Source organism: Mycobacterium sp. 94-17, from assembly GCF_035617725.1.
Classification (GTDB): domain Bacteria; phylum Actinomycetota; class Actinomycetes; order Mycobacteriales; family Mycobacteriaceae; genus Mycobacterium.
The window spans coordinates 287,769-311,648 of the sequence record NZ_JAPIYN010000002.1 but is presented as its reverse complement, the minus strand read 5'-3'; the positions used below and the strand labels follow the sequence as shown (position 1 = coordinate 311,648).

Below are 23,880 nucleotides of genomic sequence, written 5' to 3'. Positions count from 1 at the left end.
TGGCCTGGATGAGATGACTCGACCTGCGCGGCCCGTGCTGACGGCTCGGTCTGACCGCTCCGAAGGCAGCTTCGCCGCCGGTCGCGACGTGGTCGTCGGCAGCGACCTGCGCGCCGACCTGCGCGTGGCGCACCCGCTGATCGCCCGCGCGCACGTGCTGCTGCGCTTCGAGCGGGGCCGGTGGCTCGCCGTCGACAACAACTCGCTGAACGGGATGTACCTCGACGGGCGGCGGGTGCCGGTCGTCGACATCCATGACGGCCAGACGATCAACATCGGCAAACCCGACGGTCCGCGGCTCACCTTCGAAGTGGGCCGCCACACCGGCAGCGTCGGCCTGCTGCCGCCCACCGACTCGGTCCCGCTGATCCACACCCCGCGACCGGCCGGGCCGGTGGGGCCGCGGGAAGCCCAGCGCCGGACCGCGGTTCCGATCGTCCGGCCGGACGCCGCGACGCGCGCGGTGCCCCAGTACGGGCCGCCGTCCGGGGCGAACCCGCCGCCGCGGCCCGGCGCGACCGACGCCGCCGCCGAGTTCCCGACCACCCGGGTCAAGATTGCGGGCCGCGGGTCCGATCGTCCGCCGGCCGGCGGCCGCGCCGCCTGGATCGGGCGCGCGCTCAGCAACGACATCGTGGTGCACGACGTGCTGGCCTCACGCCACCACGCCTTCGTGTGCCCGACCCCGAACGGCGCCGAGATCCGCGACGCGAACAGCAGCAACGGCACGTTCGTCAACGGGGTCAAGGTCGAGTCGGCGTCGCTGTCCGACGGCGACGTGGTGACGATCGGCAACGTCGACCTGGTGTTCCACGACGGCATACTGGTCCGCCGTCAGGAGGCCGCGACCCGCACCGGCGGCCTGCAGGTGCGCGAGGTCAGCTTCGGCGTCGACGGGAAGAACCTGCTGGAGCGGATCTCGCTGGTCGCCCGGCCCGGCACCCTGACCGCGGTGATCGGCGGCTCAGGTGCAGGTAAGACCACGCTGTCGCGGCTGATCGCCGGGTATGCCACGCCGACGTCGGGCTCGGTGACCTTCGAGGGCCACGACATCCACACCGAGTACGCCTCGCTGCGCACCAGGATCGGGATGGTCCCCCAGGACGACGTCGTGCACCGCCAGCTCACCGTCAGCCAGGCGCTCGGCTACGCCGCCGAGCTGCGCCTGCCCCCCGACACCAACAAGGCCGACCGGGCGCAGGTGGTGGCTCAGGTGCTCGACGAGCTGGGGCTGACCGAGCACGCCGACACCCGGGTCGACAGGCTCTCCGGCGGCCAGCGCAAGCGGGCATCGGTGGCGCTGGAACTGCTGACCGGGCCGTCGCTGCTGATCCTCGACGAACCGACCTCCGGCCTGGATCCGGCGCTGGACCTGCAGGTGATGACCATGCTTCGGCAACTCGCCGACGCCGGCCGCGTCGTGCTGGTGGTCACCCACTCGCTGACCTACCTCGACGTCTGCGACCAGGTGCTGCTGATGGCGCCGGGCGGCAAGACGGCGTATCTGGGCCCGCCCGCCCAGATCGGCGCGGCCATGGGAACCACCAACTGGGCGCAGATCTTCGCCAAGGTGGGCGCCGACCCCGACGAGGCCAACCGCCGCTTCAGGGCCCGCGCGGAAGCCCAGAACGGGCCACAGCCGCCCACCCGGACCGAGGCGCCCGCCGAGCTGGGTGTCACGCCGCACACCGGCAAGCTGCGCCAGTTCTCCACGATCGCGCGCCGTCAGGTCCGGTTGGTGGTCGCCGACCGCGCCTACTTCCTGTTCCTGGCGGTGCTGCCGTTCGTGATGGGCGCGCTGTCGCTGACGGTTCCCGGCAGCGCAGGCTTCGGCTACGCGGATCCGCTCAGTGAGTCGGCCGGCGAGGCCGGGATGATCCTGACACTGCTCACCATGGCGGCCGTGTTCATGGGTACCGCGCTGACCATCCGCGACCTGGTCGGCGAGCGGCCGATCTTCCGCAGGGAACAGGCCGTCGGCCTGTCCGGCACGGCCTACCTGCTGGCCAAGGTCGCGGTGTTCTGCACGTTCGCGGTCGTCCAGGCCGCCATCGCCACGGTCATCGTGGTGCTGGGCAAGGGGGCACCGACGCGGCCGGCGGTGCTGCTCGGCACGTCCGGTTTCGCGGCGACCCTCGAGCTGTTCGCCGGGGTCGCGGCGACGTGCGTGGCGGCGGCGATGCTGGGCCTGCTGCTCTCGGCGCTGGCGCGCACGTCCGAGCAGGTGATGCCGCTGCTGGTGGTCTCGCTGATGCTGCAGATGGTGCTGTGCGGTGGCATGGTGCCGGTCACCCACCGCGTCTTCCTCGACCAGCTGTCCTGGCTGGTGCCCTCGCGGTGGGGCTACGCGGCGCAGGGCTCGACAGTCGACCTGTGGGCGGTGTCGCCCGGCCCGCAGAGCCCCCGGGACAGCCACTTCCGGCACACGGCCGCGGCCTGGCTGTTCGACATGGGCATGCTCGGGGTGCTTTCCGTCGGCTACGCGGCGCTGGTGCGCTGGCGCCTCCGGCTCGCCCGCTGAGCGCCTTCAGCGATCGCCGTCGAGCCGCAACCCGTGGGCGAGTGCGAACGCCACAGCCTGGTCGACGTCGACGCGAGCGCCGGCCAGCGAGGCCATGGTCCACAGCGTCGGATCCACGGTGCTGCCGCGCAGGTCGGCGCCGTCCAGCCGGGCGCCGACGGTCCGCGCGCCACGCAGGTCCGCGCCGCGCAACACGGCCTTGCGCAGGTCGGCCTCCACCAGGCTGGTTTCCCGCAGCCGGCACCCGCTCAGGTCAACGCCGCGAAGGTCGATGCCACCAAGCACGGCCAGCGTGAAATCCACGTCGTCGAAGGTGATCGGGCGAAACCGGCACTCCATGAATACCGAGCCCAGCATGGTGCACTGGGAGAAGGTGCTGTGCCACAACGACGTCCGCCGGAACGTGCAGTTACGGAAGGCCGAGCCGCGATGTTCCGACTCGGCGAGGTTGGCGCCGCTGAAGTTGCATTCGCTGAACACGACCCGCTCGGTCTGCAAGCGGCTGAGGTCGTCGTCGGTGAAGTCGTGGCCTTCGAATTCCCGGTCGACCCAACTCGTAGTCAGCTGGCCGCCAGGCTGGCCAGCGCGTATTCGCTGACCGCGATCAGGGCGTCGGTGGCCGACCGCCGGTCCCTGGCGTCGACGGTGATCACCGGGATGTGCGTGGGCAGCGTGAGCGCCTCGCGCACCTCCGCGACGGGATACCGCGGCGCGCCGTCGAACTCGTTGACCGCGACGAGGAACGGCAGGTTGCGGTGCTCGAAGAAGTCGACCGCGGCGAAGCTGTCCTGCAGACGGCGGCAGTCGACCAGCACGACCGCGCCGATCGCGCCGCGCACCAGGTCGTCCCACATGAACCAGAAGCGGCGCTGCCCCGGCGTGCCGAAGAGGTAGAGCACCAGATCCTCGGCCAGGGTGATCCGGCCGAAATCCATTGCGACGGTGGTGGTCCGCTTGTCCGGGGTGGCCTCGAGGACGTCGACGCCAGTCGAGGCGTCGGTGAGCATCGCCTCGGTGCGCAGCGGCATGATCTCCGACACCGCCCCGACGAACGTCGTCTTTCCGGCTCCGAATCCGCCGGCGATGACGATCTTCGTCGAAGCGTGGGCTCCGGAATCAGCCTGCACGTCAGAGTGCGCGTAAGCCACGCAGTGTCCTTCCTATGAGTTCGTGGCGCTCATCTCTGGTCGAACGCTCGGACAGCGTCTTATGCACTCGAAGGTAGCCCGACAACACCAGATCGCCGACCAGGACGCGCGCAACGCCGAGCGGCAGATCCAGCCGGGCCGAGATTTCGGCGACCGACGGGCTGTCGACGCACAGCCGGACGATCCTGCCTCTAGGGTCGTTCGGCGGCCAGCGGTGCGTCAGCCCTGCCTGCAGCGTCTGAATGGGCGCCTCGAGGGGAAGGTCGACGTCGGTGTCGGTCCGCCCGGCCGTCAGGGTATACGGGCGGACCAGATTCCCCTTGCGGTGCGCCGGCGAGGTGTCGGAGGTGTCCATCGCGGCTCACCGGCTGGGCGAGTGCTGCGCGGCCGACCGGCGGATCGACTGGACCACGCCGCCCACCCGTTCGACGAGCACGGCCATCTCGTAGCCGATCTGACCGATGTCGCACGACGCCGCCGCGAGCGTGGCCAGGTGCGAGCCGTCCCCGACGCGCATCAGCAGCAGGTAGCCGTTCTGCATCTCGACCACCGACTGCAGCACCTGGCCGCCCTCGAACAGCTGCGCGGCGCCGGTGGCCAGGCTGGCCAGCCCGGATGCCACGGCCGCGAGCTGGTCGGCGCGTTCCCGCGGCAGATGCTCGCTGGCGGCGATGGGCAGCCCGTCGACGGACACCAGCAGCGCGTGCGCGACGCCGGGGACCTCGCTGGCGAACCTGGTCACCAGCCAGTCCAGGGAGTTGTCGGGTGACGTCATTGTTGGTCGGATCCTTGGTCGGTTTCCCGGGCGTGCGAGCGTCCGGTGCGCACGCCGCCGAAATGGCTACTGAACGAGGCGCGAACCGCCTCGGGGTCGCGGGCTACGGGTCCGGTGGCCGCGTGCTGTGGCTCCCGGTGCGACGGCGATGGGCCGCCGGGCTCCTGGTCGGGCTCGGCCGGCTCGCCGGTCTCGAGGCCGTTGGCACCGCCGGGGACCAGCCGGGCGCCCGGCGTGCGCACCGGCAGGCCGTGGTCGGTGGTGTGCGCCTCGACGGGCTTGTCCTCGGCCGCGGCCGCCAGCGTCCAGCCTCGATCCCAGACCGACTGCCAATCCAGGTCGGGGCTGTTGACCAGGTCGTGCGGGTCGCCCAGCATCTCTGACAGCATCCGCCGGTAGATGACGTCGTCGTCGGCCGCCTGCGCCTTCGGGGCCGACGGGATGGACGCGGCCGCGGCCGGCGGCGCCTGCGGCTCTTGCCGCGGCTCCGTGCGCCGGTCGGCCTCGCGGGAGCGGGCGGAGAAGAAGGCCGAGGTGTCCGACGCCGCCCGGGCCGGCTGCGCGGGCGCCGGTTTCGGTTCCGGGGCGGGTTCGGGGGCGGGCGCGGGTTTGGGGACCTTCTCCCACCACGGGGTCGCCAGCTCGCGGCGCTGGCGACCGGGTTGCTGTTCGGCCGGCGGCGCGGGGACCTCGGTGATGCCGCTGGAGCCCGGGTTTCGGCGCGGCAGCAATGTGACCGACGGCCCGTCCGCATCCGGGGCGGTGCCCGCCGGCTCCCGGTCGCCGCGGCCGCGGTCGTCGGCGTTGGCGCTGCTCGCGCCGGCGTCGGCGTTCGCGGCGTTGGCGGCGTTGGCGCTGGCCAGCTTGGCGCTCGGCGAGGACACCGCGCGGATGTGGCGGGGCGCCGCCGGGTCGGCGCCGGCCGCCCCGGCCAGCACCGACGGCGGCAGGTAGATCTCGGCGGTGGTGCCCGGGCCCGATTCGTTGGGCGCCGGGCCGCGCAGCCCCACCCGGATGCCGTGCCGGGCCGCGATCCGGCCGACCACGAAAAGACCCATGTGCCGGGCGTTGTCGGGGGTCGGGTCGAGACTGGCTTCGTCCTGAACGCCCCCGGCCTGCAGCCGCATGTTGGCCATCCGCCGGTCCGCGTCGTTCATCCCCAGGCCGGAGTCGGCGATTCGCACCACGACTCCCCCGTCGCCGCCGCGCGACGCCGAGACCCGGGCGGTACTGGTCGGCGGCGAGTAGCGCAGCGCGTTGTCGATCAACTCGGCGAACAGATGGATCGCGCCGCCTGCGGCCGCGCCGATCAGCGCGCACTCGGGCAGCCCGGCGACTTCGACGCGGCGGTAGTCCTCGACCTCGGACACCGCGGCGTTGATCACGGTGGCCAGCGGCACCGGGTCGCGCTGGTCGCGGGCGAGCGGCGCGCCGGCCAGCACCAGCAGGTTGGCGCTGTTGCGGCGCAGCCGCGCCGCGAGGTGGTCGAGCCGGAACAGGTTCTCGAGGCGCTCGGGATCCTCCTCGTTGCGCTCCAGCCGGTCGATGAGCGCCAGCTGCTGGTCCACCAGCGTGCGGCTGCGCCGCGACATGGTCTCGAACATGTCGTTGACCAGCAGGCGCAACCGCGCCTCGTCGCCTGCCAGCAGCAGGGCCTGGGTGTGCAGCTCGTCGACCGCGTGGGCGACCTGGCCGATCTCCTCGGTGGTGTACACCGGCAGCGGACTCGGAACCGGTTCGGCCCCACCGGCTTTCACGCGCGCGATCTCCTCTTCGAGATCGGTGTGGGCGACTTTGAGGGCGCCATCGCGCAGGATCCGCAGTGGCCGCACGAGGGCGCGCGCCACCAGCAGAACCACCGCAAGCGCGATCACGATGGCGGCCAGCACCAGGACGGTGTCCAGGATCGCGGCGGTGCGGCGCTCGGCGGCCTGGGCGTGCACCGACTTGATCACCGACGCGGTGGCGTTCTTGATGACGTGGTCGGCGATGTCGTCGGTGGTCTGGATCGACCGCAGCAGGTCGGCGTTGTCGACGAGCACGCTGGCCGGATCGGACATGATCGCCATCCGGCCGACCATCTGCTGCTGCAGCGTCTTGGCCTCGGGCGACCCGGCGCCGAGCACCTCGCTCATGCCGAACAGTGTCGACGGTTCGGTGCCGGCCAGGGTGGCCATCGAGGTCCGCAGCTGCGGCTCGGGAAGCTCGCCCCCGCGGGTGATCAGGATCTTCTGCATCGTCATCTGCCCGCGGGCGCCGAGCGCCCGGCTCAGGCCCTGCGCCTGAGCGCGGATGTGTTCGTCGTCGATGCGGACCGAGGCGTTGATGACGTCCTCGGCCGTCAGCAGGATCGGCGCGTAGAGCGTCACCCGCTCCCGCAAACCGAGCCCGGGGTCGGCCGCCTTGTTCACCAGCAGCTGGCCGCCGTCGAGCAGGTTATTCACCCCCGAGCGGACGTCGTCGCTGACGTCGGTGTCGTCCAGCCGGGACTGCAGCTCGTACTTGCGCGCCTCGTAGTTCTTCTTCGCGCCCTCGACGTCGCGGCCGGTGGAGCCGGCCAGCAGCGCGACGTCGAGCGCCGACATGTACTTGGTGATCACCGGCGCCACGTCGGCGCGGGTGGCGGCCAGCCGCAGGCCGGCCGCGTTGGCCATGGCGGCGTGGATGCGCAGCACCCCGAAGACCGTCGCCAAAATCAGCGGGACCAGCACGATCGCCAGCACCTTCCAGCGCACCGGCCAGTTGCTCGGCGACCAGGCCGGCGGGCGTTTGACCGGCGCGGCCTCGGCACCGCGGTCCGGTGCGGGCGCTGCGACATCCGCCTCGGCCGGTTTGGCCGGGCGGGTGAACATGGTCACGTCATCGCGGCCGCGCGACCGGCCGCTGCGCTGACGCTGAGCGCTGAAGGAAACGAGAGGCTCATGGAACTTCCTGCTTTATGTCGCCCGCCCCCGCGCCAGATACGCGTGTGCGTGTAGATGTGGCAATCCGACGAGTATGACAGCCCGCGGCGCATGCCACCAGAATCGTTACTGAGCAGACAGGTCCCTCCAAGGTGGAGCCGCGCCGGCGCGGTCACCGCTGGCAAACACCGGAAGCAACCCGCGTCTAGGCGGGGCGAAGGAGCGCGACGAGGAAATCGGAGTCGTCGGAAAACGGCCGCATATCCCAGGTGGACAGCAGCAGGTCGGGCGCGAAGCCCGCGGCGGCCGCGTCGCCGAGAAACTCAGAGAATTGGTAGTCGCGGCCTGCGCCGAAGCCGATCGCCGCCCGGCCGTCGGCGGCGACGTGGGCCCGCAGCCGGCTCAGCACCTGGATCCGGGTGCTAGGGGCCAAAAAGGCCATGACGTTGCCGGCGGACACGATGACGTCGAACGGGTCGGCGATGCCGCGCGCGGGCAGGTCCAGGTCGGCGAGGTCGCCGACCAGGTAGCGCGGGCCGGGGTGATCCTGCTCGGCCGCCTCGATCAGCGCCGGGTCCACGTCTACGCCCACCACCTGGTGGCCCACCCCGGCCAGATACCCGGCGAGGCGCCCGGGCCCGCAGCCGGCGTCGAGGATGCGCGCGCCGCGCGGGACCATGGCGTCCACCAGGCGGGCCTCACCGAAGAGGTCATCGCCGGCGCGGGCCATGGCGCGGAAACGCTCGATGTACCAATCCGAATGCCCGGGATCGGCGGCGACCTTCTGCATCCAGATGCTCGGCTCGACCATGCGACCATTATCGGCGTTGTGTTCAAGCTGATGTTCGTGTCCCCGCGGATCCCGCCCAACACCGGCAACGCCATCCGGACGGTGGCCGCGACGGGCTGCGAACTGCATCTGGTCGAGCCGATGGGCTTCGATCTGTCCGAACCCAAGCTGCGCCGGGCGGGGCTGGACTATCACGACCTCGCGTCGGTCACCGTGCACGCCTCGCTGGCGGCCGCCTGGGCGGCGCTGTGCCCGCGGCGGGTGTTCGCCTTCACCTCCCACGCGCCCACGTCGTTCGCCGACGTGGGCTACCGGGCGGGCGACGTGCTGATGTTCGGCCCCGAACCGACGGGGCTGGACGACGCCACGCTGGCCGACCCGCACGTCACCGCGCAGGTGCGCATCCCGATGCTGGCGGGCCGGCGCTCCCTGAACCTGTCCAACGCGGCGGCGATCGCCGTTTACGAAGCCTGGCGCCAACACGGCTACACCGGGGCGGTCTGACTGGTCGACGACCGCGCCCCGAGCCGGTCCCGTTGACGTGCGGGCAGCGACACCAGATCATCCAAATCATTCTGAGCGCACACCTGATCAGGTTCGGTCGCGCGGACGACAGCCAGGAGCAGCTCCGCCCGACCTTGCTCGAGCGGACGCGGTCAAATCCCTACGCGAATTGCAGCGTCATGTCGGGAAGATCATCGCCGAGAACGCGCACGCAATCGAGCTGGCGTGCCTATTTCTCGACATATAATTTCTGTCGCTTTTGCAACGCAGGATCTTCTGGAATTGCACGCGGCCACATCGAGAAGCCGTAGTGCGTACTAACAATGAACAGTCATTCCCAGGAATGGAGAAACCGGTGCAAAGTCCAAATCGGCCGACGACGCATGGGCCATATCGCACCTACATTCACGATTCCTATCTGCGGCGCAAGCCGATCACCATCGTGGTGACGCTTGCGCTGTCCCTGGGCCTCGGCGTGGGTGTGGGACTGGCGCCGAAATCGACCGGTGACGGATCGACGGTCGATTTCGGCAACGGCGTGGTCTTGAAGCTGGCTCCCGGATGGTCGATCCACGACCAGGGACATGGTTATGCCAACCTGGTCAAATACGGTCAAGGGGCGCAGTTGGACGCCAGCTCCGGTGCGGCGGGCGCGCCCGATATCGGCCAAGAAGCGACCCGGATGATCGGTCAGGACATCAAAGCCCGCCGGCTGATCGACGTGCAGCAACAGCCCCAGCCGCAGGCACAGACGGTGCAGGGCAACCACTTTCAGCAGCAACTGTCGATCAACTACACGGCTCAAGTGCAACTGCAGCAGGGCACGGCGCCGGCCTATGGAACATGGATTGCGCTGTTCAACCCGTCGACCCACACGGGGGCTTTCATGGATTACTGCGGAATCAGTGGCGACGCGTTTCAGGCGTCATTGCCCGACGCCAGGAGCATGCTCGCCTCCATGACGTAGCGCATCCACCTGCGAAGTTGTACCGGCCACCAAGTTCGCCTCTCCGCGGCATACATTCCCTGTCGTTTTTGCAGAGCAGGTTTCCTCGAACTGTGGGAGAAACATATCCACCACCACAATCTGTGGCGCAAGCCGATCACCGTCGTCGTGGTGATGTTTGCGCGGTTTTCTCGGCGCCGGCACGGTTGTGGCGACCGGCAACGGGTCGACTCGTTTCGGCAACGGCGTCGGTTTGGACGTCGCGGCCGGCTTGGCGGGTTCCACCGATATCGGCCAAGAAGCAACCCGGATGATTCCGACGGAACAATCGCTCTCAGCCACCTACCAACTGTTCCAATGCGTGAGTTGCTCGGCGGGCAACCGCTTGGCGGGGCGGAAGTCGGTGCCCTTCGTGTAGGCGATCGGGAACAGCCCACCCTGGCTGTACTCGTCGTGCGGGATACCGAGCACCTCGGCGGCCTGTTTGTCGCCGTCGTTGATCAGGTGCAGCGTGGTCCAGCAGGTGCCCAGCCCGCGTGAACGCAACGCCAGACAGAAGCTCCACGCCGCGGGGAACAGCGATGCCCAGAACGATGCGCTCAGTCCCAGCGGCGCCTTCTCCACCCGCCCCTGAAGGCAGGGGATCATCAGCACCGGCGCCTCGTGCATGCGCTCGGCGAGGTAGATCGCGGAGTCCTTGACCTTGGGCATCCGCTCGCCGCGGGTGTCGCCCTCGGGGTACTCGGCGGACGGCAGGCTCAGATAGCCGCGGGCGTTGGCCAGGTAGATGTCGGCGATCGCCTTCTTCTTCTCGGCATCCTCGACGAAAATCCATTGCCAGCCTTGCGCATTCGACCCGGTGGGCGCCTGCAACGCCAGTTCGAGGCATTCCATCAGCACGTCGCGACTTACCGGCTTGTCGAAGTCGAGACGCTTGCGTACCGAGCGGGTCGTGGTGAGGACTTCGTCGACGGACAAGTTGAGGGTCATGTTTGGAGACTACCGAGGCGGCTGATCGCCGGCCGTTCGCCGAGTCAGCGGAAGTCGCGGGACTTGGAGCCGACCGCCAATGTGATACGGCCGAGCCGCTCGGCGACGACGGTGATCGCGCCGCTCGCGTTTTGGACCTGCCCGCGCACCAGCAGCGCCGGCGCCGAGTTCGCCAGCTTGCGATGGCGCGCCCACACCCCGGGCACGCAGAGCACGTTGACCATCCCGGTCTCGTCCTCGAGATTGATGAACGTGACCCCCTGCGCCGTGCCCGGCCGCTGCCGATGGGTGACCGCGCCAGCGATCAGCACCCGGTCGCCGTCGGGCACCGAGCCCAGCTGCTCGGCGGGCACCACCCCCATCGCGTCCAGATCCGCCCGCAGGAACTGTGTCGGGTAGCTGTCCGGGGAGACGCCGGTGGCCCACACGTCGGCGGCGGCCAGTTCCAGCTCGCTCATTCCGGGCAGCGCCGGGATGTGCGACCCATCGGCCCCGTGGGCTCCCACCCCGGGCAGCCGGCCCGGCCGCTGGGTGGCCGCCGCCCCGGCGGCCCACAACGCCTCCCGTCGCGACATCCCGAAGCAGCCCAGCGCCCCCGCCGTCGCCAGCGCCTCGGCCTGCGGCACGGACAGCTGCAGCCGGGTCGTCAGGTCCAGCAGAGAAGCGAACGGGCCGTTGGCTTTTCGCTCGCCGACGAGTTGTTCGGCCAGGTCGTCGCCGATGTGGCGGACAGCACCCAGGCCGAGGCGGACCTCGGTCCCGGCATTCTGCAGGGTGGCGTGTGCCAGGCTGGCGTTGACGTCCGGGCCGTGCACCGTGACGCCGTGCCGGCGCGCGTCGGCCACCAGCGACTGCGGCGAGTAGAACCCCATCGGCTGAGCGCGCAGCAAGGCCGCGCAGAACGCCGCCGGGTGGTGCAGCTTGAACCACGACGAGTAGAACACCAGCGACGCGAAGCTCAGCGCGTGACTTTCGGGGAAGCCGAAATTGGCGAAGGCTTCCAGCTTTTCGTAGGTGCGGTCGATCACCTCGTCGGAGGCGCCGTGCAATTCGCGCATGCCCTCGTAGAACCGGCCACGCAGCCGTTGCATCCGTTCGGTCGAGCGCTTGGACCCCATGGCGCGGCGCAGCTGATCGGCATCGGCGGCGGTAAAACCGGCGCAGTCGACCGCGAGCTGCATGAGCTGCTCCTGAAAGAGCGTCACTCCCAACGTCTTTCGCAGGGACGACTCCATGGACGGGTGGTCGTAGACCACCGGATCCAGGCCGTTGCGCCGCCGGATGTAGGGGTGCACCGACCCACCCTGGATCGGGCCGGGGCGGATCAGCGCGACCTCCACCACCAGGTCGTAGAACACCCGCGGCTTCAGCCGCGGCAGGGTGGCCATCTGCGCGCGCGACTCCACCTGGAACACCCCGACCGAATCGGCGCGGGCCAGCATCTCGTACACCGCGGCCTCGGAGAGGTCGAGGCGGGCCAGGTCCACCTCGATGCCCTTGTGCTCGGCCACCAGGTCGATGGCATAGTGCAGCGCCGAGAGCATCCCCAGCCCGAGCAGGTCGAACTTCACCAAACCGATTGCCGCACAGTCATCCTTGTCCCATTGCAGGACGCTGCGGTTCTCCATGCGCGCCCATTCCACCGGGCACACGTCGGCGATCGGGCGATCGCAGATCACCATGCCGCCGGAATGAATACCCATGTGCCGCGGCAGGTTCCGGATCTGGTTCGCCAGGTCGACCACCAGTGGCGGGATGCCTTCTAGAACAGCCGGATCCGGGGAGTCGGCCAACCCGTTCCAGTGACTGATCTGTTTGCTCCACGCGTCCTGCTGCCCCTGCGAGAACCCCAGGGCGCGGGCCATGTCGCGCACCGCGATCTTTGCCCGGTAGGTGATGACGTTGGCGACCTGGGCGGCGTAGTCGCGACCGTATTTGTCGTAGACGTACTGGATGACCTTTTCGCGTTGATCGGACTCGATGTCCATGTCGATGTCGGGCGGCCCGTCGCGGGCCGGCGACAGAAAACGCTCGAACAGCAACTCGTTGGCCACCGGGTCCACCGCGGTGACGCCCAGGGCGTAACAGACCGCGGAGTTGGCCGCCGACCCCCGGCCCTGGCACAGGATGTTGTTGTCCCGGCAGAACCGGGCGATGTCGTGCACCACCAGGAAGTAGCCCGGAAATGTCAGCTGGGCAATGACTTTCAGCTCACGCTCGATCTGGGCGTACGCGCGCGGGGCGTTCTCGGCCGATCCGTACCGGTCGCGCGCCCCGGCCATGGTCAGCTGCCGCAGCCAGCTGTCCTCGGTGTGCCCGGCGGGCACGTCGAACGGCGGCAGCTGCGGCGCGATGAGCGCCAGCCCGAACGCGCACTGCTCGCCCAGCTCGGCGGCCGCGGCCACCACATCAGTGCCCCCGAAAGGCACATGCCCGAACAGCCGGGCCATCTCCTCGCCGGAGCGCAGGTGCGAACCTCCCAGCGGGGCAAGCCATCCCGCCGCCGCGTCCAGGGACTGCCGCGCCCGGATGGCGCCCATCGCCATGGCCAGCCTGCGCCGCGGCGGCCCCGCGAAATGCGCGCCGGTGGTGGCGACGACGCCAACCCCGAAGCGTGGGGCCAGCGCCGCCAGCGCGGCGTTGCGTTCGTCGTCGAGCGGTTGGCCGTGATGGGTCAGCTCGACGCTCACCCGGTGCGCACCGAACCGGTCCACCAGATCGGCCAGCGCCTGCTCCGCCGCCGCCGGGCCGCCCTCGCAAAGTGCTTGCCGGACATGCCCTTTGCGACAGCCCGTCAAAATGTGCCAGTGCCCGCCCGCCGCCTCGGCCAGCGCGTCGATGTCGTAGCGCGGCTTGCCCTTCTCGCCGCCGGCCAGATGCGCGGCGGCCAGTTGCCGCGACAACCGCCGGTACCCCTCCGCGCCGCGGGCCAGTACGAGCAGGTGCGGGCCGGGCGGATCCGGCTGCTCGGTGCGCGCACCCGGGCCGAGGGAGAGTTCGGCGCCGAACACGGTGCGCATGTCGAGCTCGGCCGCCGCTTCGGCGAACCGCACCGCCCCGTACAAGCCGTCGTGGTCGGTGAGCGCCAGGGCGCGCAAATCCAGCCGGGCCGCCTCCTCGACCAGTTCCTCGGGCGTGCTCGCCCCGTCCAGGAAGCTGAACGCCGAATGCGCATGCAGCTCGGCGTACGAAACGGAATGAGCGACGGACGAGCGGGACGCCCGGCCGTCGTCCGGTGGCCGGTACGTCGCCCGCCGCCGCGACAGGGGGCCGTCGGATTCCGGGCCCGGCGATTCCCCGGCATGGCGCGGCTTGCTGTCGAGCACCCGCTCCATTTCCGCCCAGCTCGGCGGCCCGTTGAACCAGCCCACCCCGTGAGTATATCGAACTGATGTTCGATTTAATCTCGGCTCAGTCCAACTGTTGTTAAACCGATCTTCAACTCCTAAACAAGGTCTTAACGCTGCGGCACTATCGCGGATCACGCGCTGCACACACACTGGTACAAGTTCAAAAAAGCGGACTACGGCGGGGACCGGCATGGCACAGACACTGGATACGGCATTCCTACAAGCCCACGATCCGGATCAGCACGCGAGCCTGTCGATCGGGGCGGTCGCCATCGTCGACGGCACCGCCCCCGCCTACGAAACGCTCAAAAGCCTGCTGGCGGAACGCATCCAGCCGATTCCACGCTGCACACAGCTGCTGCGGGCGCATCCGCTGAGCCAGGAGTGGATCGAGTGCCCGGACTTCGACCTGGCCCACCACCTGCGCCGGGCGGCCCTCCCCCGCCCCGGCGACGAGGCCGAGCTGTCCCGGGCCATCGCCTACGCCCTGGAACGGCCCCTCGACCTGGACCGCCCGCCGTGGGAGTGCTGGGTCATCGAGGGCTTGCAGGGCAACCGGTGGGCGATCCTGATGAAGACCCACCACGGCCTGCTCGACGGCAACTCGGCCGCCCGCCTGATCAGCAGGCTCTGCGACGACGCCGACGCCGATACCTTCGCCAACGGCGCCGCGGCCAAACATGTTTCGCCGCCCGTCGGGCGCAAGCCGGGCTGGGTCGACGCGCTGTGGCGGGCTTCGTCGGCCGCCGGCGCCCTGGCCGGCGCCGTGTGGCCCGCCGTGTGCGCCGACGCGGTCAAAGCCTCGCGGCGCTACAGCACGGTGCGGGTCCCGATCGCCGACGTGGACAGCGTCTGCCGCAAATTCGGCGTCAGCGCCAACGACGTTGCGCTCGCCGCGATCACCGAGGGCTTCCGCACCGCGCTGCTCGGCCGCGGCGAGGAACCGCGGCGGGACTCGCTGCGCACCCTGGCGCCGATGCCGGTCCGCTCGGCGATGCTCTCGCACCTGCCCGTCGAACACGATGACCCGGTGCGGCGGTTGCAGACGGTGCACGCCAGGTGGCAGGCAAAGCAGGGCGCCCAGCCGCGACCGGCCGGCATCGTGGAGTCGGCGATCGGATTCCTGCCGAACGTGTTGCGCAGCAATACGTTACAACTGCTATCCCGTCTCCCGCAGCGCGCCGTCGTGACCTTGGCCACCAACGTGCCCGGGCCGCGCCGTCACCTTCGGGTGATGGGCCAGACGCTGGAACGGCTGCTGCCGATCCCGCCGACCGCCACGGCGCTGCACACCGGCGTCGCGGTGTTGAGCTACGGCGACGAGCTGGTCTTCGGGATCACCGCCGAGCACCGCGACACGTTCGACGTCAAGCAGCTGGCCGCAGGCATCGAGCTGGGCATGGCACGGCTGGTGGCCCTCGGCGACGACTCCGTGCTGCTGTTCAAACGCAGGCGTTCCCCGCGCGCGCTGCCCCGCCGGGTGCCGCGGGCGCACCCGTCCGCCTACTGACCCGCTCCCACCGCACCCGCCCCCCGTGAGAGGGTTGGTCGTGCCCAAGTCGGAATCGGTGGTCATCGATCCCCGCCGCCACGACGCGGTGCTGTTCGACGCCGACGCCGCGCTGGGCTCCCCGCTGGCCGCGCAATTGCGCGAGGCCGGGGTGGGCACGGCCGCCGTTTCGGCGGATGGTCCGGTGCCGGCGGCCGACCGGCTACGGGTGCGCCCGGGCCGCTGCGTCGTGGTCGCCGGGGACGCCGCGGGCGTCGAGGCGGCGCGCGCCGCGGGATTCGCGTTGGTGATCGCCGTCGATCCGGCCGGGCCGGGCGATGCGCTGCGCGGCGCCGATGCGGTGGTCGCCGGCCTGCGCGACGTGACCGTGCGGACCGGGGACCACCGGATGTCGCAGCTGCCCGATGCGTCGCGGGCCCTGGCGGCCGGGCTGGCCGATCGGCGACCGGCCGTGTTCTTCGACTTCGACGGCACGCTGTCGGACATCGTCGACGACCCGGACTCGGCGCGGCCCGTTGCGGGCGCCACCGAGGCGCTGGACAAGCTGGCCGCGCGGTGCCCGGTCGCGGTGCTGTCCGGCCGGGACCTCGCCGACGTCACCAAACGCGTTGGGGTGCAAGGTATCTGGTATGGGGGTAGCCACGGTTTCGAGCTGACCGCGCCCGACGGCACACACCACCAGAACGACGACGCGGCGGCCGCCATCCCGCTGCTCGAGGAGGCGGCCGGTCAGCTGCGCGACCAGCTCGGCGCGGTGCCCGGAGTGGTGGTGGAGCACAAGCGTTTCGGTGTCGCCGTGCACTACCGCAACGCCCAACGCGACCGCGTCGGCGAAGTGCTGGCGGCGGTGCGCGCCGTGGGCCGCCGCGACGGGCTTCGGGTCACCACCGGCCGCGAGGTCATGGAGCTGCGCCCGGACCTGGACTGGGACAAGGGAAAAACGCTGCGCTGGGTGATCGATCACCTGCACGAGGCCGGGTCGGGCTCGCTGACCCCGGTCTACCTCGGCGACGACATCACCGACGAGGACGCGTTCGACGCGGTGCGCGGCGGGCCTGTCCCGGGCGTGCCAATCCTGGTGCGGCACACCGACGACGGCGACCGCGCCACCGCCGCGCTGTTCGCGCTGGACAGCCCCGCCCAGGCCGCCGAGTTCACCGACCGGCTGGCGGATCAGTTGCCGCACGCTCCGTCTCAGGCGCGTACGCGCGGCTAGGCGTATTCCACCGCGCCGTCGTCGAGCACCACCCGGGGGTCGGAGCCGTCCGGATTCGACGCCTCGGTGCGGAACACCGCCTTGCCCGGCTCGGTGCGCCAGATCAGGGTGGTCAGTGTCTCGCCGGGGAACACCGGCGAGGTGAACCGCGACGCGATCGAGGTGACGTTGGCCGCGACGCCCTGGCCCAGCTCGGCCACCAGCGCGCGCCCCGACACCCCGTAGGTGCACAGCCCGTGCAGGATCGGCTTGGGGAAGCCGGCCAGCTCGCGGGCGAACCACGGGTCGCTGTGCAGCGGGTTGCGGTCGCCGGACAGCCGATAGATCAGCGTCTGGTCCGCGCGGGTGGGCAGCGCGATGCGCACGTCGGGCTCGCGGTCCGGGAATTCCGGCGCGATCGGCCGCTGCCCCGGCATGCCGCCGAAGCCGCCCTCGCCCCGGATGACTAGCGTGGTGAGCGTCTCGGCGATCAGCTGCCCGGAGTCCGGCTCGGTTCCCCGGCCGCGCAGCACCAGGATCGCGTTCTTGCCCTCGCCCTTGTCCTGGATGTCGGCGACCTCGGAGACCACCGAGAGCTTGCCCGCGGGCGGCAGCGGTGCGTGCAGCCGGATGCTTTGGGATCCGTGTAACAGCATGGCCCAGTTGAACCGTCCGACCAGGGCGGCCGCGCCGAAGGCCGGGCAGCAGATCACCGCATAGGTGGGCAGCACCTGCTGGTCGATCCCGTGGCTGTTCTCGGTGGTGAAGGACAGGTCGTCGATCCCGGCGCCGACACCGAGCGCGTAGAGCAGCGTGTCCCGGTCGGTCCACTCGAACTGCATGGGTTCGGTGACCGCGCCGACGGCACTCGGATCAATCGCCATGGAAGTCTCCTGATCGGTGAGTAGGGATCCTCGGTCCACTCTGGCATCCGGCGAAATGGCGGTCGCTGCGGCCCTCGGGGAGTGAGACGGCCGCAGGCCGCGCGGTAACAAACCAGCGCAAACCCTTCCCACCGGGGCCGTCGGCAGGGCAGGCTATCGACATGCCCATGCGCAGCATGATCCGCACAGCCGCGGCGGCGCTCGCCGCGCTGACCGCCACGATGATCGTCGCCGGCTGCGGTGGCTCACCGCAGGCTCGGTCCATCACCGTGACCTTCATCCGGCACGCCCAGTCGGAGGCCAACGCCAGCGGAATCATCGACACCGAGGTGCCGGGCCCGGGCCTGACCCCGGAAGGCAAGGGACAGGCCGAACAGCTCGCGCACCAGCTCGGCCGCAAGGACTTCGACAGCGTCTACGCCTCCACCATGACCCGGGCGCAGCAAACCGCCGCACCGCTGGCCGCCGAACTCGGCAAGCAGGTCGAGGTGCTGCCGGGCATCCAGGAGATCGACGCCGGCTGGTTCAACGGCAAACCCGAGTCGATGGCGAAGTCGACGTACATGCTGGCGCCGGTGAACTGGCTCAACGGCGACGTATCCGACACCATCCCCGGCTCGATCAGCGGCAAACAGTTCAACGACCAGTTCACCGGGGCGGTCAACAAGATCTACAACAGCGGCCATCACAATCCGGTGGTGTTCTCACACATGAACGCGATCATGGTGTGGACGCTGCTGAATACGCAGAACGCCAAGCGCAGCCTGATGGACAGCCACCCGCTTCCCAACACCGGCCGGGTGGTGATCAGCGGTAACCCGATGACCGGCTGGACGCTGGTGGACTGGGACGGGATCCGCGACTTCCGCAACTAGGCCGGCCGACGCGCGCCGAGCGTGGGCCGTACGTACGTCCACCCCCGCGAGATCGGTAGTTGACGGGCGGGGCCGACGCGGCCACCATGTCTTCATGCGGTATGTCGTTACCGGCGGTACCGGGTTTATTGGTCGCCGTGTCGTGTCTCGTCTTCTGGAAGCCCGCCCCGACGCGCGGGTCTGGGTGCTGGTGCGACGGCAGTCGCTGGGCCGATTCGAGCGGCTCGCGGAACACTGGGACGGGCGGGTAAAACCGCTGGTCGGTGAGCTGCCGGAGCTCGAGCTGAGCGACGAGGTCCTCGCCGAGCTGGGCGAGATCGATCACGTGGTGCACTGCGCGGCGATCTACGACCTCACCGCCGGCGAGTCCGAGCAGCGGGCCGGCAACGTCGAGGGCACCCGCGCGGTGATCGCGCTGGCACAGCGGCTGGGCGCCACGTTGCACCACGTGTCGTCGATCGCCGTCGCCGGCGACTTCGCCGGCGAATACACCGAGGACGACTTCGACGTCGGCCAGCAGCTGCCGACGCCGTACCACCAGACCAAGTTCGAGGCCGAGCTGCTGGTGCGCTCGGCGCCGGGACTGCGTCATCGCATCTACCGCCCGGCGGTGGTGGTGGGCGATTCCCGCACCGGCGAGATGGACAAGGTGGACGGCCCGTACTACTTCTTCGGCGTGCTGGCCAAGCTGGCCGTGCTCCCGTCGTTGACCCCGATGCTGCTGCCCGACACCGGCCGCACCAACATCGTCCCGGTCGACTACGTGGTCGACGCGCTGGTCGCGCTGATGCACGCCGACGGCCGCGACGGGCAGACATTCCACCTGACCGCCGAGAAAACGGTGGGCCTGCGCGGCATCTACCGTGGCGTGGCCAAGGCGGCCGGGCTGCCACCGCTGCGCGGTTCGCTGCCCCGCGCGGTGGCCGCCCCGGTGCTCGCGGTGCGCGGGCGCGCCCGGGTGATGCGCAACATGGCGGCCACCCAGCTCGGCATTCCCGCCGAGGTGTTCGACGTGGTCGACCTGGCGCCCACTTTCGTCAGCGAGAAGACGCGAAATGCTTTGCAGGGCACCGGCATCGAGGTTCCGGAGTTCGCCGGGTACGCGCCCAGGCTGTGGCGGTACTGGGCGGAGCACCTCGACCCGGATCGCGCACGCCGCGACGACCCGCGGGAGCCGTTGCGGGGCCGGCACGTCATCATCACCGGCGCGTCCAGCGGCATCGGCCGGGCTTCGGCCGTCGCGATCGCCGAGCGCGGCGCCACGGTGTTCGCGCTGGCCCGCAACGGCGCGGCCCTGGATTCGCTGGTCGCCGAGATTCGCGCCGATGGCGGTGCCGCCCATGCCTTTACCTGCGACGTCACCGATTCCGCGTCGGTGGAACACACCGTCAAGGACATCCTGGGACGCTTCGACCACGTCGACTACCTGGTGAACAACGCCGGACGGTCGATCCGCCGCTCGGTGGTCAATTCCACCGACCGGCTGCACGACTACGAACGGGTGATGGCGGTCAACTACTTCGGCGCTGTCCGGATGGTGCTGGCGCTGCTACCGCACTGGCGCGAGCGCCGGTTCGGCCACGTCGTCAACGTGTCGAGCGCAGGCGTGCAGGCACGCAACCCCAAATACAGCTCCTACCTGCCGTCCAAGGCCGCGCTGGACGCGTTCTCCGACGTGGTCGGTTCTGAGGTGCTGTCCGACCACATCACCTTCACCAACATCCACATGCCGCTGGTGCGCACCCCGATGATCGTGCCGTCGCACCGGCTCAACCCGGTGCCTGCGATCAGCCCCGAGCGCGCGGCGGCGATGGTGGTGCGCGGGCTGGTGGAAAAGCCGGCCCGCATAGACACCCCGCTGGGCACGCTCGCCGAGGCCGGCAACTACTTCGCCCCGAGGACCTCGCGGCGGGTGCTGCACCAGCTCTACCTGGGCTATCCCGATTCGGCTGCGGCGCGCGGGCTGTCCGCCGAACCCGCGCCCGCCCCGCGGACCGCTCGGCGCAAGCCCGGCCGGCCCGTGCGCGCCGTCACCCGCGGCATCCGCACGCCCCGTCCGGTCAAGCGGCTGGTCCGCCTGGTGCCGGGCGTGCACTGGTGATCACTTCTGCAGCGTGAACTGGTTGACGTCGATGTATCCGATCCGGAACGCGTCGGCGCACCCGGTCAGGTACTTCATGTACCGCTCGTAGACCTCCTCGGACTGCACCGCGATGGCCTCGTCTTTGTGGGCCTGCAGCGCGGCGGCCCAGATGTCGAGCGTCTTGGCGTAGTGCGGCTGCAGCGACTGCACGCGGCTGACCGTGAACCCGTTCGCGGTCGCGCGCTCCTCGACCATCGGGATCGACGGCAGCCGCCCGCCCGGAAAGATCTCGGTGACAATGAATTTGATGAATCGGGCGAACGTGAACGAGAGGGGCATGCCGCGTTCTGCCATCTCCGTCGGGTGCAGGCCGGTGATGGTGTGCAGCAGCATGACGCCGTCGTCGGGCAGCAGGTCGTGTGCCAGGGTGAAGAACGCGTCGTAGCGCTCGTGGCCGAAGTGCTCGAAGGCGCCGATGCTGACGATCCGGTCCACCCGCTCGTCGAACTTTTCCCAGCCCTCCAGCAGGATTCGTGCCGAACGCGGGCTGTCCGACCGCGCGATCAGCTGTTCGACGTGCTCGGCCTGGTTGCGGCTCAGGGTGAGGCCGACGACGTTGACGTCGTACTTCTGCACCGCGCGCATCATGGTGGCCCCCCAGCCGCAGCCGACGTCGAGCAGCGTCATGCCCGGCTGCAGGCCGAGCTTGCCGAGCGCGAGGTCGATCTTGGCGATCTGTGCCTCTTCCAGCGTCATGTCGTCGCGCTCGAAGTAGGCGCAGCTGTATGTCTGGGTCGGGTCGAGAAATAGCCGGAAGAACTCGTCCGACAGGTCGTAGTGGGCCTGCACATCGTCGAAGTGCGGACTCAAATCTGTCCCCTCGGGGGGCTCCGACATTGATGGCATCGTGCCAGCCTAGTCGCCGGTATCTTGGAGGGAATGAGCTCACCCGTGTTCGTCGATGTCGACACCGGCGTGGACGATGCGCTGGCGCTGGTGTATCTGTTCGCCAGCCCGGACGCCCAGGTGGTCGGCATCGCCTCGACCGGGGGAAACGTTGGGGTGGAACAGGTTTGCGAGAACAACCTGGGCTTGCTGGCCCTGTGCGAGCGCACCGGCATTCCGGTTTCCCGCGGTTGCGCGCAGACCCTGACCGGGCCGCTGCGGCTGCCGTCAAAAGTCCACGGCCCCAGGGGATTGGGCTACGCCGACCTGCCGCCCGGCTCCGAGCCGCTCACCGGCCACGACGCGGCCGGGGCCTGGGTGCGCGCGGCGCGCGCCTTTCCCGGTGAGCTGCTCGGCGTGGCGACCGGCCCGCTGACCAACCTGGCCCTGGCGCTGCGCGCCGAGCCCGCGCTGCCCACACTGCTGAGGCGGCTGGTGATCATGGGCGGTTCCTACGACCACCGGGGCAACACCACCGCGGTGGCGGAGTGGAACATCAGCGTAGACCCCGAGGCGGCGGCCGAGGTGCTGGCCGCCTGGTGCCCCGAAAGCGTTGGGCGACAGCGACTTCCTATCCTGTGCGGCCTGGACCTGACCCGCAAGGTGGCGATGGCGCCCGAGCACCTCGCACGGCTGGCGGCGGCCGCGGAGTCGACGACGACGCCGCTGAGCGAACACGACGCGCCCGGAACCCGGTCGGGCGCGTCGAACCCGCTGATTCGGGTGATCGAGGACGCGATGCGGTTCTATTTGGAGGCCTATCACGAGCTCGGCCACGGCTATCGGGCGCACCTGCACGATCCGTTGGCCGCCGCCGTCGCGCTGGATCCCGGGCTGGTCAGCACGCGCCCGGCGACCGTGGGCATCGAGCTGACCGGGACCCTGACCCGCGCGATGACGGTGACCGATTGGTCGGGCCGTCGAGAACCCAACGCGCTCATCGGGATTGACGTGGACGCTGCGGCGTTCTTCGACCGGTTCATCGAACGGGTGGGACCGTTTGCACGAACGTTGCTGCGATGACTCCGCAAAAGCGAAAGGTCAGCCACCAAACGAAGAGTCGAAAGCCCGTAGGCGTGTCTGTGGCAGGAGCGCTCGGTTGATGATTTTGTAGAGGAGTGACGCGCGGGGGCGCGTCAGGTGTTAAGGGGCTCTGAGCAGGGGAAAGGGTTTCTTGAGTGGTGGAGCTGGTCACCGGGAAGACGCTGCCTGATGTGGTCGTCACTGGCGTGGCGATGACGACCGCCCTGGCCACCGATGCCGAGACCACCTGGAAGCTGTTGCTGGACAGACAAAGTGGTATCCGCAGACTCGAGGACCCATTCGTCGGGGAGTTCGACCTGCCGGTGCGCATCGGCGGACACCTGCTCGAGGAATTCGACAGCCAGTTGACCCGCGTGGAGCTGCGTCGGACCGCTCACCTGCAGCGGATGTCCATCGTCCTGGGCCGGCGGGTCTGGCAGAACATCGGTTCACCCGAGGTCGATTGCAACCGCTTGTTGGTGTCCGTCGGCACCGGTTTGGGTCCATCGGAAGAGTTGGTCTTCAGCTATGACGACATGCGCGCGCGTGGCCTGAAGGCCGTCTACCCGCTCGGGATCCAGAGATTCATGCCCAACGGCGCCGCCGCGACGGTGGCGCTGGAGCGGCACGCCGGGGCAGGTGCGATCACCTTGGGGTCGGCGTGCGCGTCGGGCTCCGAGGGCATCGCGCAGGCCTGGCGCAGCATCGTGCTCGGCGAGGCCGACATCGCCATCTGTGGTGGCGTCGAGGCCAAGATCGAGGCGGTGCCGATTGCGGCGTTCGCCCAGATGTGCGACCTGATGTCGACCAAGAACGACGACCCGGCCGGCGCCTGCCGCCCGTTCGACCGTGACCGCACCGGCTTCGTGTTCGGCGAGGCCGGCGCGCTCATGGTGATCGAAACCGAGGAACACGCCAAAGCCCGCGGCGCCAACATCCTGGCCCGCATCATGGGCGCCGGCATCACCTCCGACGGCTACCACATGGTGGCCCCCGACCCCAACGGCGAACGCGCCGGGCATGCCATGAGCCGCGCCATCCAGCTCGCCGGGCTCACCCCGTCCGACATCGGTCACGTCAACGCCCACGCCACCGGCACCTCGGTCGGCGACGTCGCCGAGAGCAAGGCCATCAACAACGCGCTGGGCAGCAACAAACCGGCCGTCTACGCCCCCAAAGCCGCACTCGGGCACTCGGTGGGCGCCGTCGGCGCCGTGGAATCCATCCTGACCGTGCTCGCCCTGCGCGACCAGGTGGTCCCGCCCACGCTCAACCTGGAGAACCTCGACCCCGAAATCGACCTCGACGTGGTGGCCGGCAAACCACGCCGGGGCAACTACGAGTACGCGATCAACAACTCGTTCGGCTTCGGCGGGCACAACGTCGCCATCGCCTTCGGGCGCTATTGACCGCGGCATTCGAATACGTTCGCGCGCAA

General features: G+C 69.9%; 19 protein-coding genes. 9 read left to right on the top strand and 10 right to left on the bottom strand.

Annotation, left to right across the window (positions count from 1 at the left end; all coding sequences use genetic code 11):
- Nucleotides 1-13: 13 nt before the first annotated feature.
- Nucleotides 14-2,521, top strand: a complete 2,508-nt coding sequence (locus tag OQ789_RS04385; RefSeq protein ID WP_324683755.1) for an ATP-binding cassette domain-containing protein — start codon at nt 14-16, stop codon at nt 2,519-2,521.
- Between the two features lie 6 nt (nt 2,522-2,527).
- Here OQ789_RS04385 and OQ789_RS04380 read toward each other — a convergent pair whose 3' ends face one another.
- The 6 genes from OQ789_RS04380 to OQ789_RS04355 form a co-directional block, all read right to left on the bottom strand.
- Entirely contained in the window at nt 2,528-3,085 is a 558-nt protein-coding gene (locus OQ789_RS04380; RefSeq protein WP_324683858.1) for a pentapeptide repeat-containing protein, read from the bottom strand.
- Nucleotides 3,082-3,648 (bottom strand): ATP/GTP-binding protein, encoded by a 567-nt coding sequence (locus OQ789_RS04375; protein WP_324683857.1) that lies wholly within the window; start codon nt 3,646-3,648, stop codon nt 3,082-3,084. The genes OQ789_RS04380 and OQ789_RS04375 overlap by 4 nt, the downstream gene beginning before the upstream one ends.
- A gap of 1 nt (nt 3,649) precedes the next feature.
- The gene (locus tag OQ789_RS04370; RefSeq protein WP_324683754.1) at nt 3,650-4,024 is read right to left on the bottom strand and encodes a DUF742 domain-containing protein; all 375 of its coding nucleotides are present in this window, start codon (nt 4,022-4,024) and stop codon (nt 3,650-3,652) included.
- Between the two features lie 6 nt (nt 4,025-4,030).
- The gene (locus tag OQ789_RS04365; protein WP_324683753.1) at nt 4,031-4,444 is read right to left on the bottom strand and encodes a serine protease inhibitor; all 414 of its coding nucleotides are present in this window, start codon (nt 4,442-4,444) and stop codon (nt 4,031-4,033) included.
- Nucleotides 4,441-7,296, bottom strand: a complete 2,856-nt coding sequence (locus tag OQ789_RS04360; protein ID WP_324683752.1) for a HAMP domain-containing sensor histidine kinase — start codon at nt 7,294-7,296, stop codon at nt 4,441-4,443. The genes OQ789_RS04365 and OQ789_RS04360 overlap by 4 nt, the downstream gene beginning before the upstream one ends.
- A 256-nt stretch (nt 7,297-7,552) precedes the next feature.
- Nucleotides 7,553-8,158, bottom strand: a complete 606-nt coding sequence (locus OQ789_RS04355; RefSeq protein WP_324683751.1) for a class I SAM-dependent methyltransferase — start codon at nt 8,156-8,158, stop codon at nt 7,553-7,555.
- An 18-nt stretch (nt 8,159-8,176) separates the two neighbouring features.
- Here OQ789_RS04355 and OQ789_RS04350 point away from each other — a divergent pair, with 18 nt between their 5' ends.
- The gene (locus tag OQ789_RS04350; protein ID WP_324683750.1) at nt 8,177-8,641 is read left to right on the top strand and encodes a tRNA (cytidine(34)-2'-O)-methyltransferase; all 465 of its coding nucleotides are present in this window, start codon (nt 8,177-8,179) and stop codon (nt 8,639-8,641) included.
- A 445-nt stretch (nt 8,642-9,086) separates the two neighbouring features.
- Nucleotides 9,087-9,608, top strand: a complete 522-nt coding sequence (locus OQ789_RS04345; protein WP_324683748.1) for a hypothetical protein — start codon at nt 9,087-9,089, stop codon at nt 9,606-9,608.
- Nucleotides 9,609-9,929: 321 nt separating this feature from the next.
- Here OQ789_RS04345 and OQ789_RS04340 read toward each other — a convergent pair whose 3' ends face one another.
- Both OQ789_RS04340 and OQ789_RS04335 read right to left on the bottom strand, forming a co-directional pair.
- The gene (locus tag OQ789_RS04340; protein ID WP_324683746.1) at nt 9,930-10,577 is read right to left on the bottom strand and encodes a nitroreductase family protein; all 648 of its coding nucleotides are present in this window, start codon (nt 10,575-10,577) and stop codon (nt 9,930-9,932) included.
- Between the two features lie 44 nt (nt 10,578-10,621).
- Entirely contained in the window at nt 10,622-13,948 is a 3,327-nt protein-coding gene (locus OQ789_RS04335; RefSeq protein WP_324683745.1) for an error-prone DNA polymerase, read from the bottom strand.
- Nucleotides 13,949-14,117: 169 nt separating this feature from the next.
- On the opposite strand from OQ789_RS04335, the gene OQ789_RS04330 reads away from it, so the two are divergent.
- Together OQ789_RS04330 and otsB are read left to right on the top strand one after the other, a co-directional pair.
- Nucleotides 14,118-15,437, top strand: coding sequence for a wax ester/triacylglycerol synthase domain-containing protein (locus OQ789_RS04330; protein WP_324683744.1), 1,320 nt, complete (start codon nt 14,118-14,120; stop codon nt 15,435-15,437).
- A gap of 40 nt (nt 15,438-15,477) precedes the next feature.
- Nucleotides 15,478-16,653: a trehalose-phosphatase gene (gene otsB, locus OQ789_RS04325; protein WP_324683743.1), complete on the top strand. Its 1,176-nt coding sequence runs from the start codon at nt 15,478-15,480 to the stop codon at nt 16,651-16,653.
- Here otsB and OQ789_RS04320 read toward each other — a convergent pair.
- A complete protein-coding gene (locus tag OQ789_RS04320; protein WP_324683742.1) occupies nt 16,650-17,516 on the bottom strand; it encodes a MaoC family dehydratase in 867 nt (288 codons plus the stop codon). The two genes, otsB and OQ789_RS04320, sit on opposite strands and share 4 nt — an antisense overlap.
- A 161-nt stretch (nt 17,517-17,677) precedes the next feature.
- Between OQ789_RS04320 and OQ789_RS04315 the strand changes: the two genes are divergently transcribed.
- Together OQ789_RS04315 and OQ789_RS04310 are read left to right on the top strand one after the other, a co-directional pair.
- On the top strand, nt 17,678-18,391 hold the full coding sequence (locus tag OQ789_RS04315; RefSeq protein ID WP_324683741.1) for a histidine phosphatase family protein: 714 nt from the start codon (nt 17,678-17,680) through the stop codon (nt 18,389-18,391).
- Between the two features lie 94 nt (nt 18,392-18,485).
- Entirely contained in the window at nt 18,486-20,492 is a 2,007-nt protein-coding gene (locus tag OQ789_RS04310; RefSeq protein WP_324683740.1) for an SDR family oxidoreductase, read from the top strand.
- On the opposite strand, the gene cmaA1 is transcribed toward OQ789_RS04310, so the two are convergent.
- A complete protein-coding gene (cmaA1, locus tag OQ789_RS04305; protein WP_324683738.1) occupies nt 20,493-21,371 on the bottom strand; it encodes a cyclopropane mycolic acid synthase CmaA1 in 879 nt (292 codons plus the stop codon).
- Nucleotides 21,372-21,413: 42 nt separating this feature from the next.
- On the opposite strand from cmaA1, the gene OQ789_RS04300 reads away from it, so the two are divergent.
- Entirely contained in the window at nt 21,414-22,442 is a 1,029-nt protein-coding gene (locus OQ789_RS04300; RefSeq protein ID WP_324683737.1) for a nucleoside hydrolase, read from the top strand.
- A 155-nt stretch (nt 22,443-22,597) separates the two neighbouring features.
- On the top strand, nt 22,598-23,851 hold the full coding sequence (kasB, locus tag OQ789_RS04295; protein ID WP_324683735.1) for a 3-oxoacyl-ACP synthase KasB: 1,254 nt from the start codon (nt 22,598-22,600) through the stop codon (nt 23,849-23,851).
- Nucleotides 23,852-23,880 lie beyond the last annotated feature (29 nt).

What these genes read in the sequence shown, in the direction of transcription:
- OQ789_RS04320 (WP_324683742.1), bottom strand. Translation starts at nt 17,516, where the DNA reads ATGGCGATTGATCCGAGTGCCGTCGGCGCGGTCACCGAACCCATGCAG.
- OQ789_RS04330 (WP_324683744.1), top strand. Translation starts at nt 14,118, where the DNA reads ATGGCACAGACACTGGATACGGCATTCCTACAAGCCCACGATCCGGAT.
- OQ789_RS04315 (WP_324683741.1), top strand. Translation starts at nt 17,678, where the DNA reads ATGCCCATGCGCAGCATGATCCGCACAGCCGCGGCGGCGCTCGCCGCG.
- OQ789_RS04385 (WP_324683755.1), top strand. Translation starts at nt 14, where the DNA reads ATGACTCGACCTGCGCGGCCCGTGCTGACGGCTCGGTCTGACCGCTCC.
- cmaA1 (WP_324683738.1), bottom strand. Translation starts at nt 21,371, where the DNA reads ATGTCGGAGCCCCCCGAGGGGACAGATTTGAGTCCGCACTTCGACGAT.
- OQ789_RS04300 (WP_324683737.1), top strand. Translation starts at nt 21,414, where the DNA reads ATGAGCTCACCCGTGTTCGTCGATGTCGACACCGGCGTGGACGATGCG.
- OQ789_RS04310 (WP_324683740.1), top strand. Translation starts at nt 18,486, where the DNA reads ATGCGGTATGTCGTTACCGGCGGTACCGGGTTTATTGGTCGCCGTGTC.
- OQ789_RS04340 (WP_324683746.1), bottom strand. Translation starts at nt 10,577, where the DNA reads ATGACCCTCAACTTGTCCGTCGACGAAGTCCTCACCACGACCCGCTCG.
- OQ789_RS04355 (WP_324683751.1), bottom strand. Translation starts at nt 8,158, where the DNA reads ATGGTCGAGCCGAGCATCTGGATGCAGAAGGTCGCCGCCGATCCCGGG.
- OQ789_RS04365 (WP_324683753.1), bottom strand. Translation starts at nt 4,444, where the DNA reads ATGACGTCACCCGACAACTCCCTGGACTGGCTGGTGACCAGGTTCGCC.
- OQ789_RS04370 (WP_324683754.1), bottom strand. Translation starts at nt 4,024, where the DNA reads ATGGACACCTCCGACACCTCGCCGGCGCACCGCAAGGGGAATCTGGTC.
- OQ789_RS04360 (WP_324683752.1), bottom strand. Translation starts at nt 7,296, where the DNA reads ATGTTCACCCGCCCGGCCAAACCGGCCGAGGCGGATGTCGCAGCGCCC.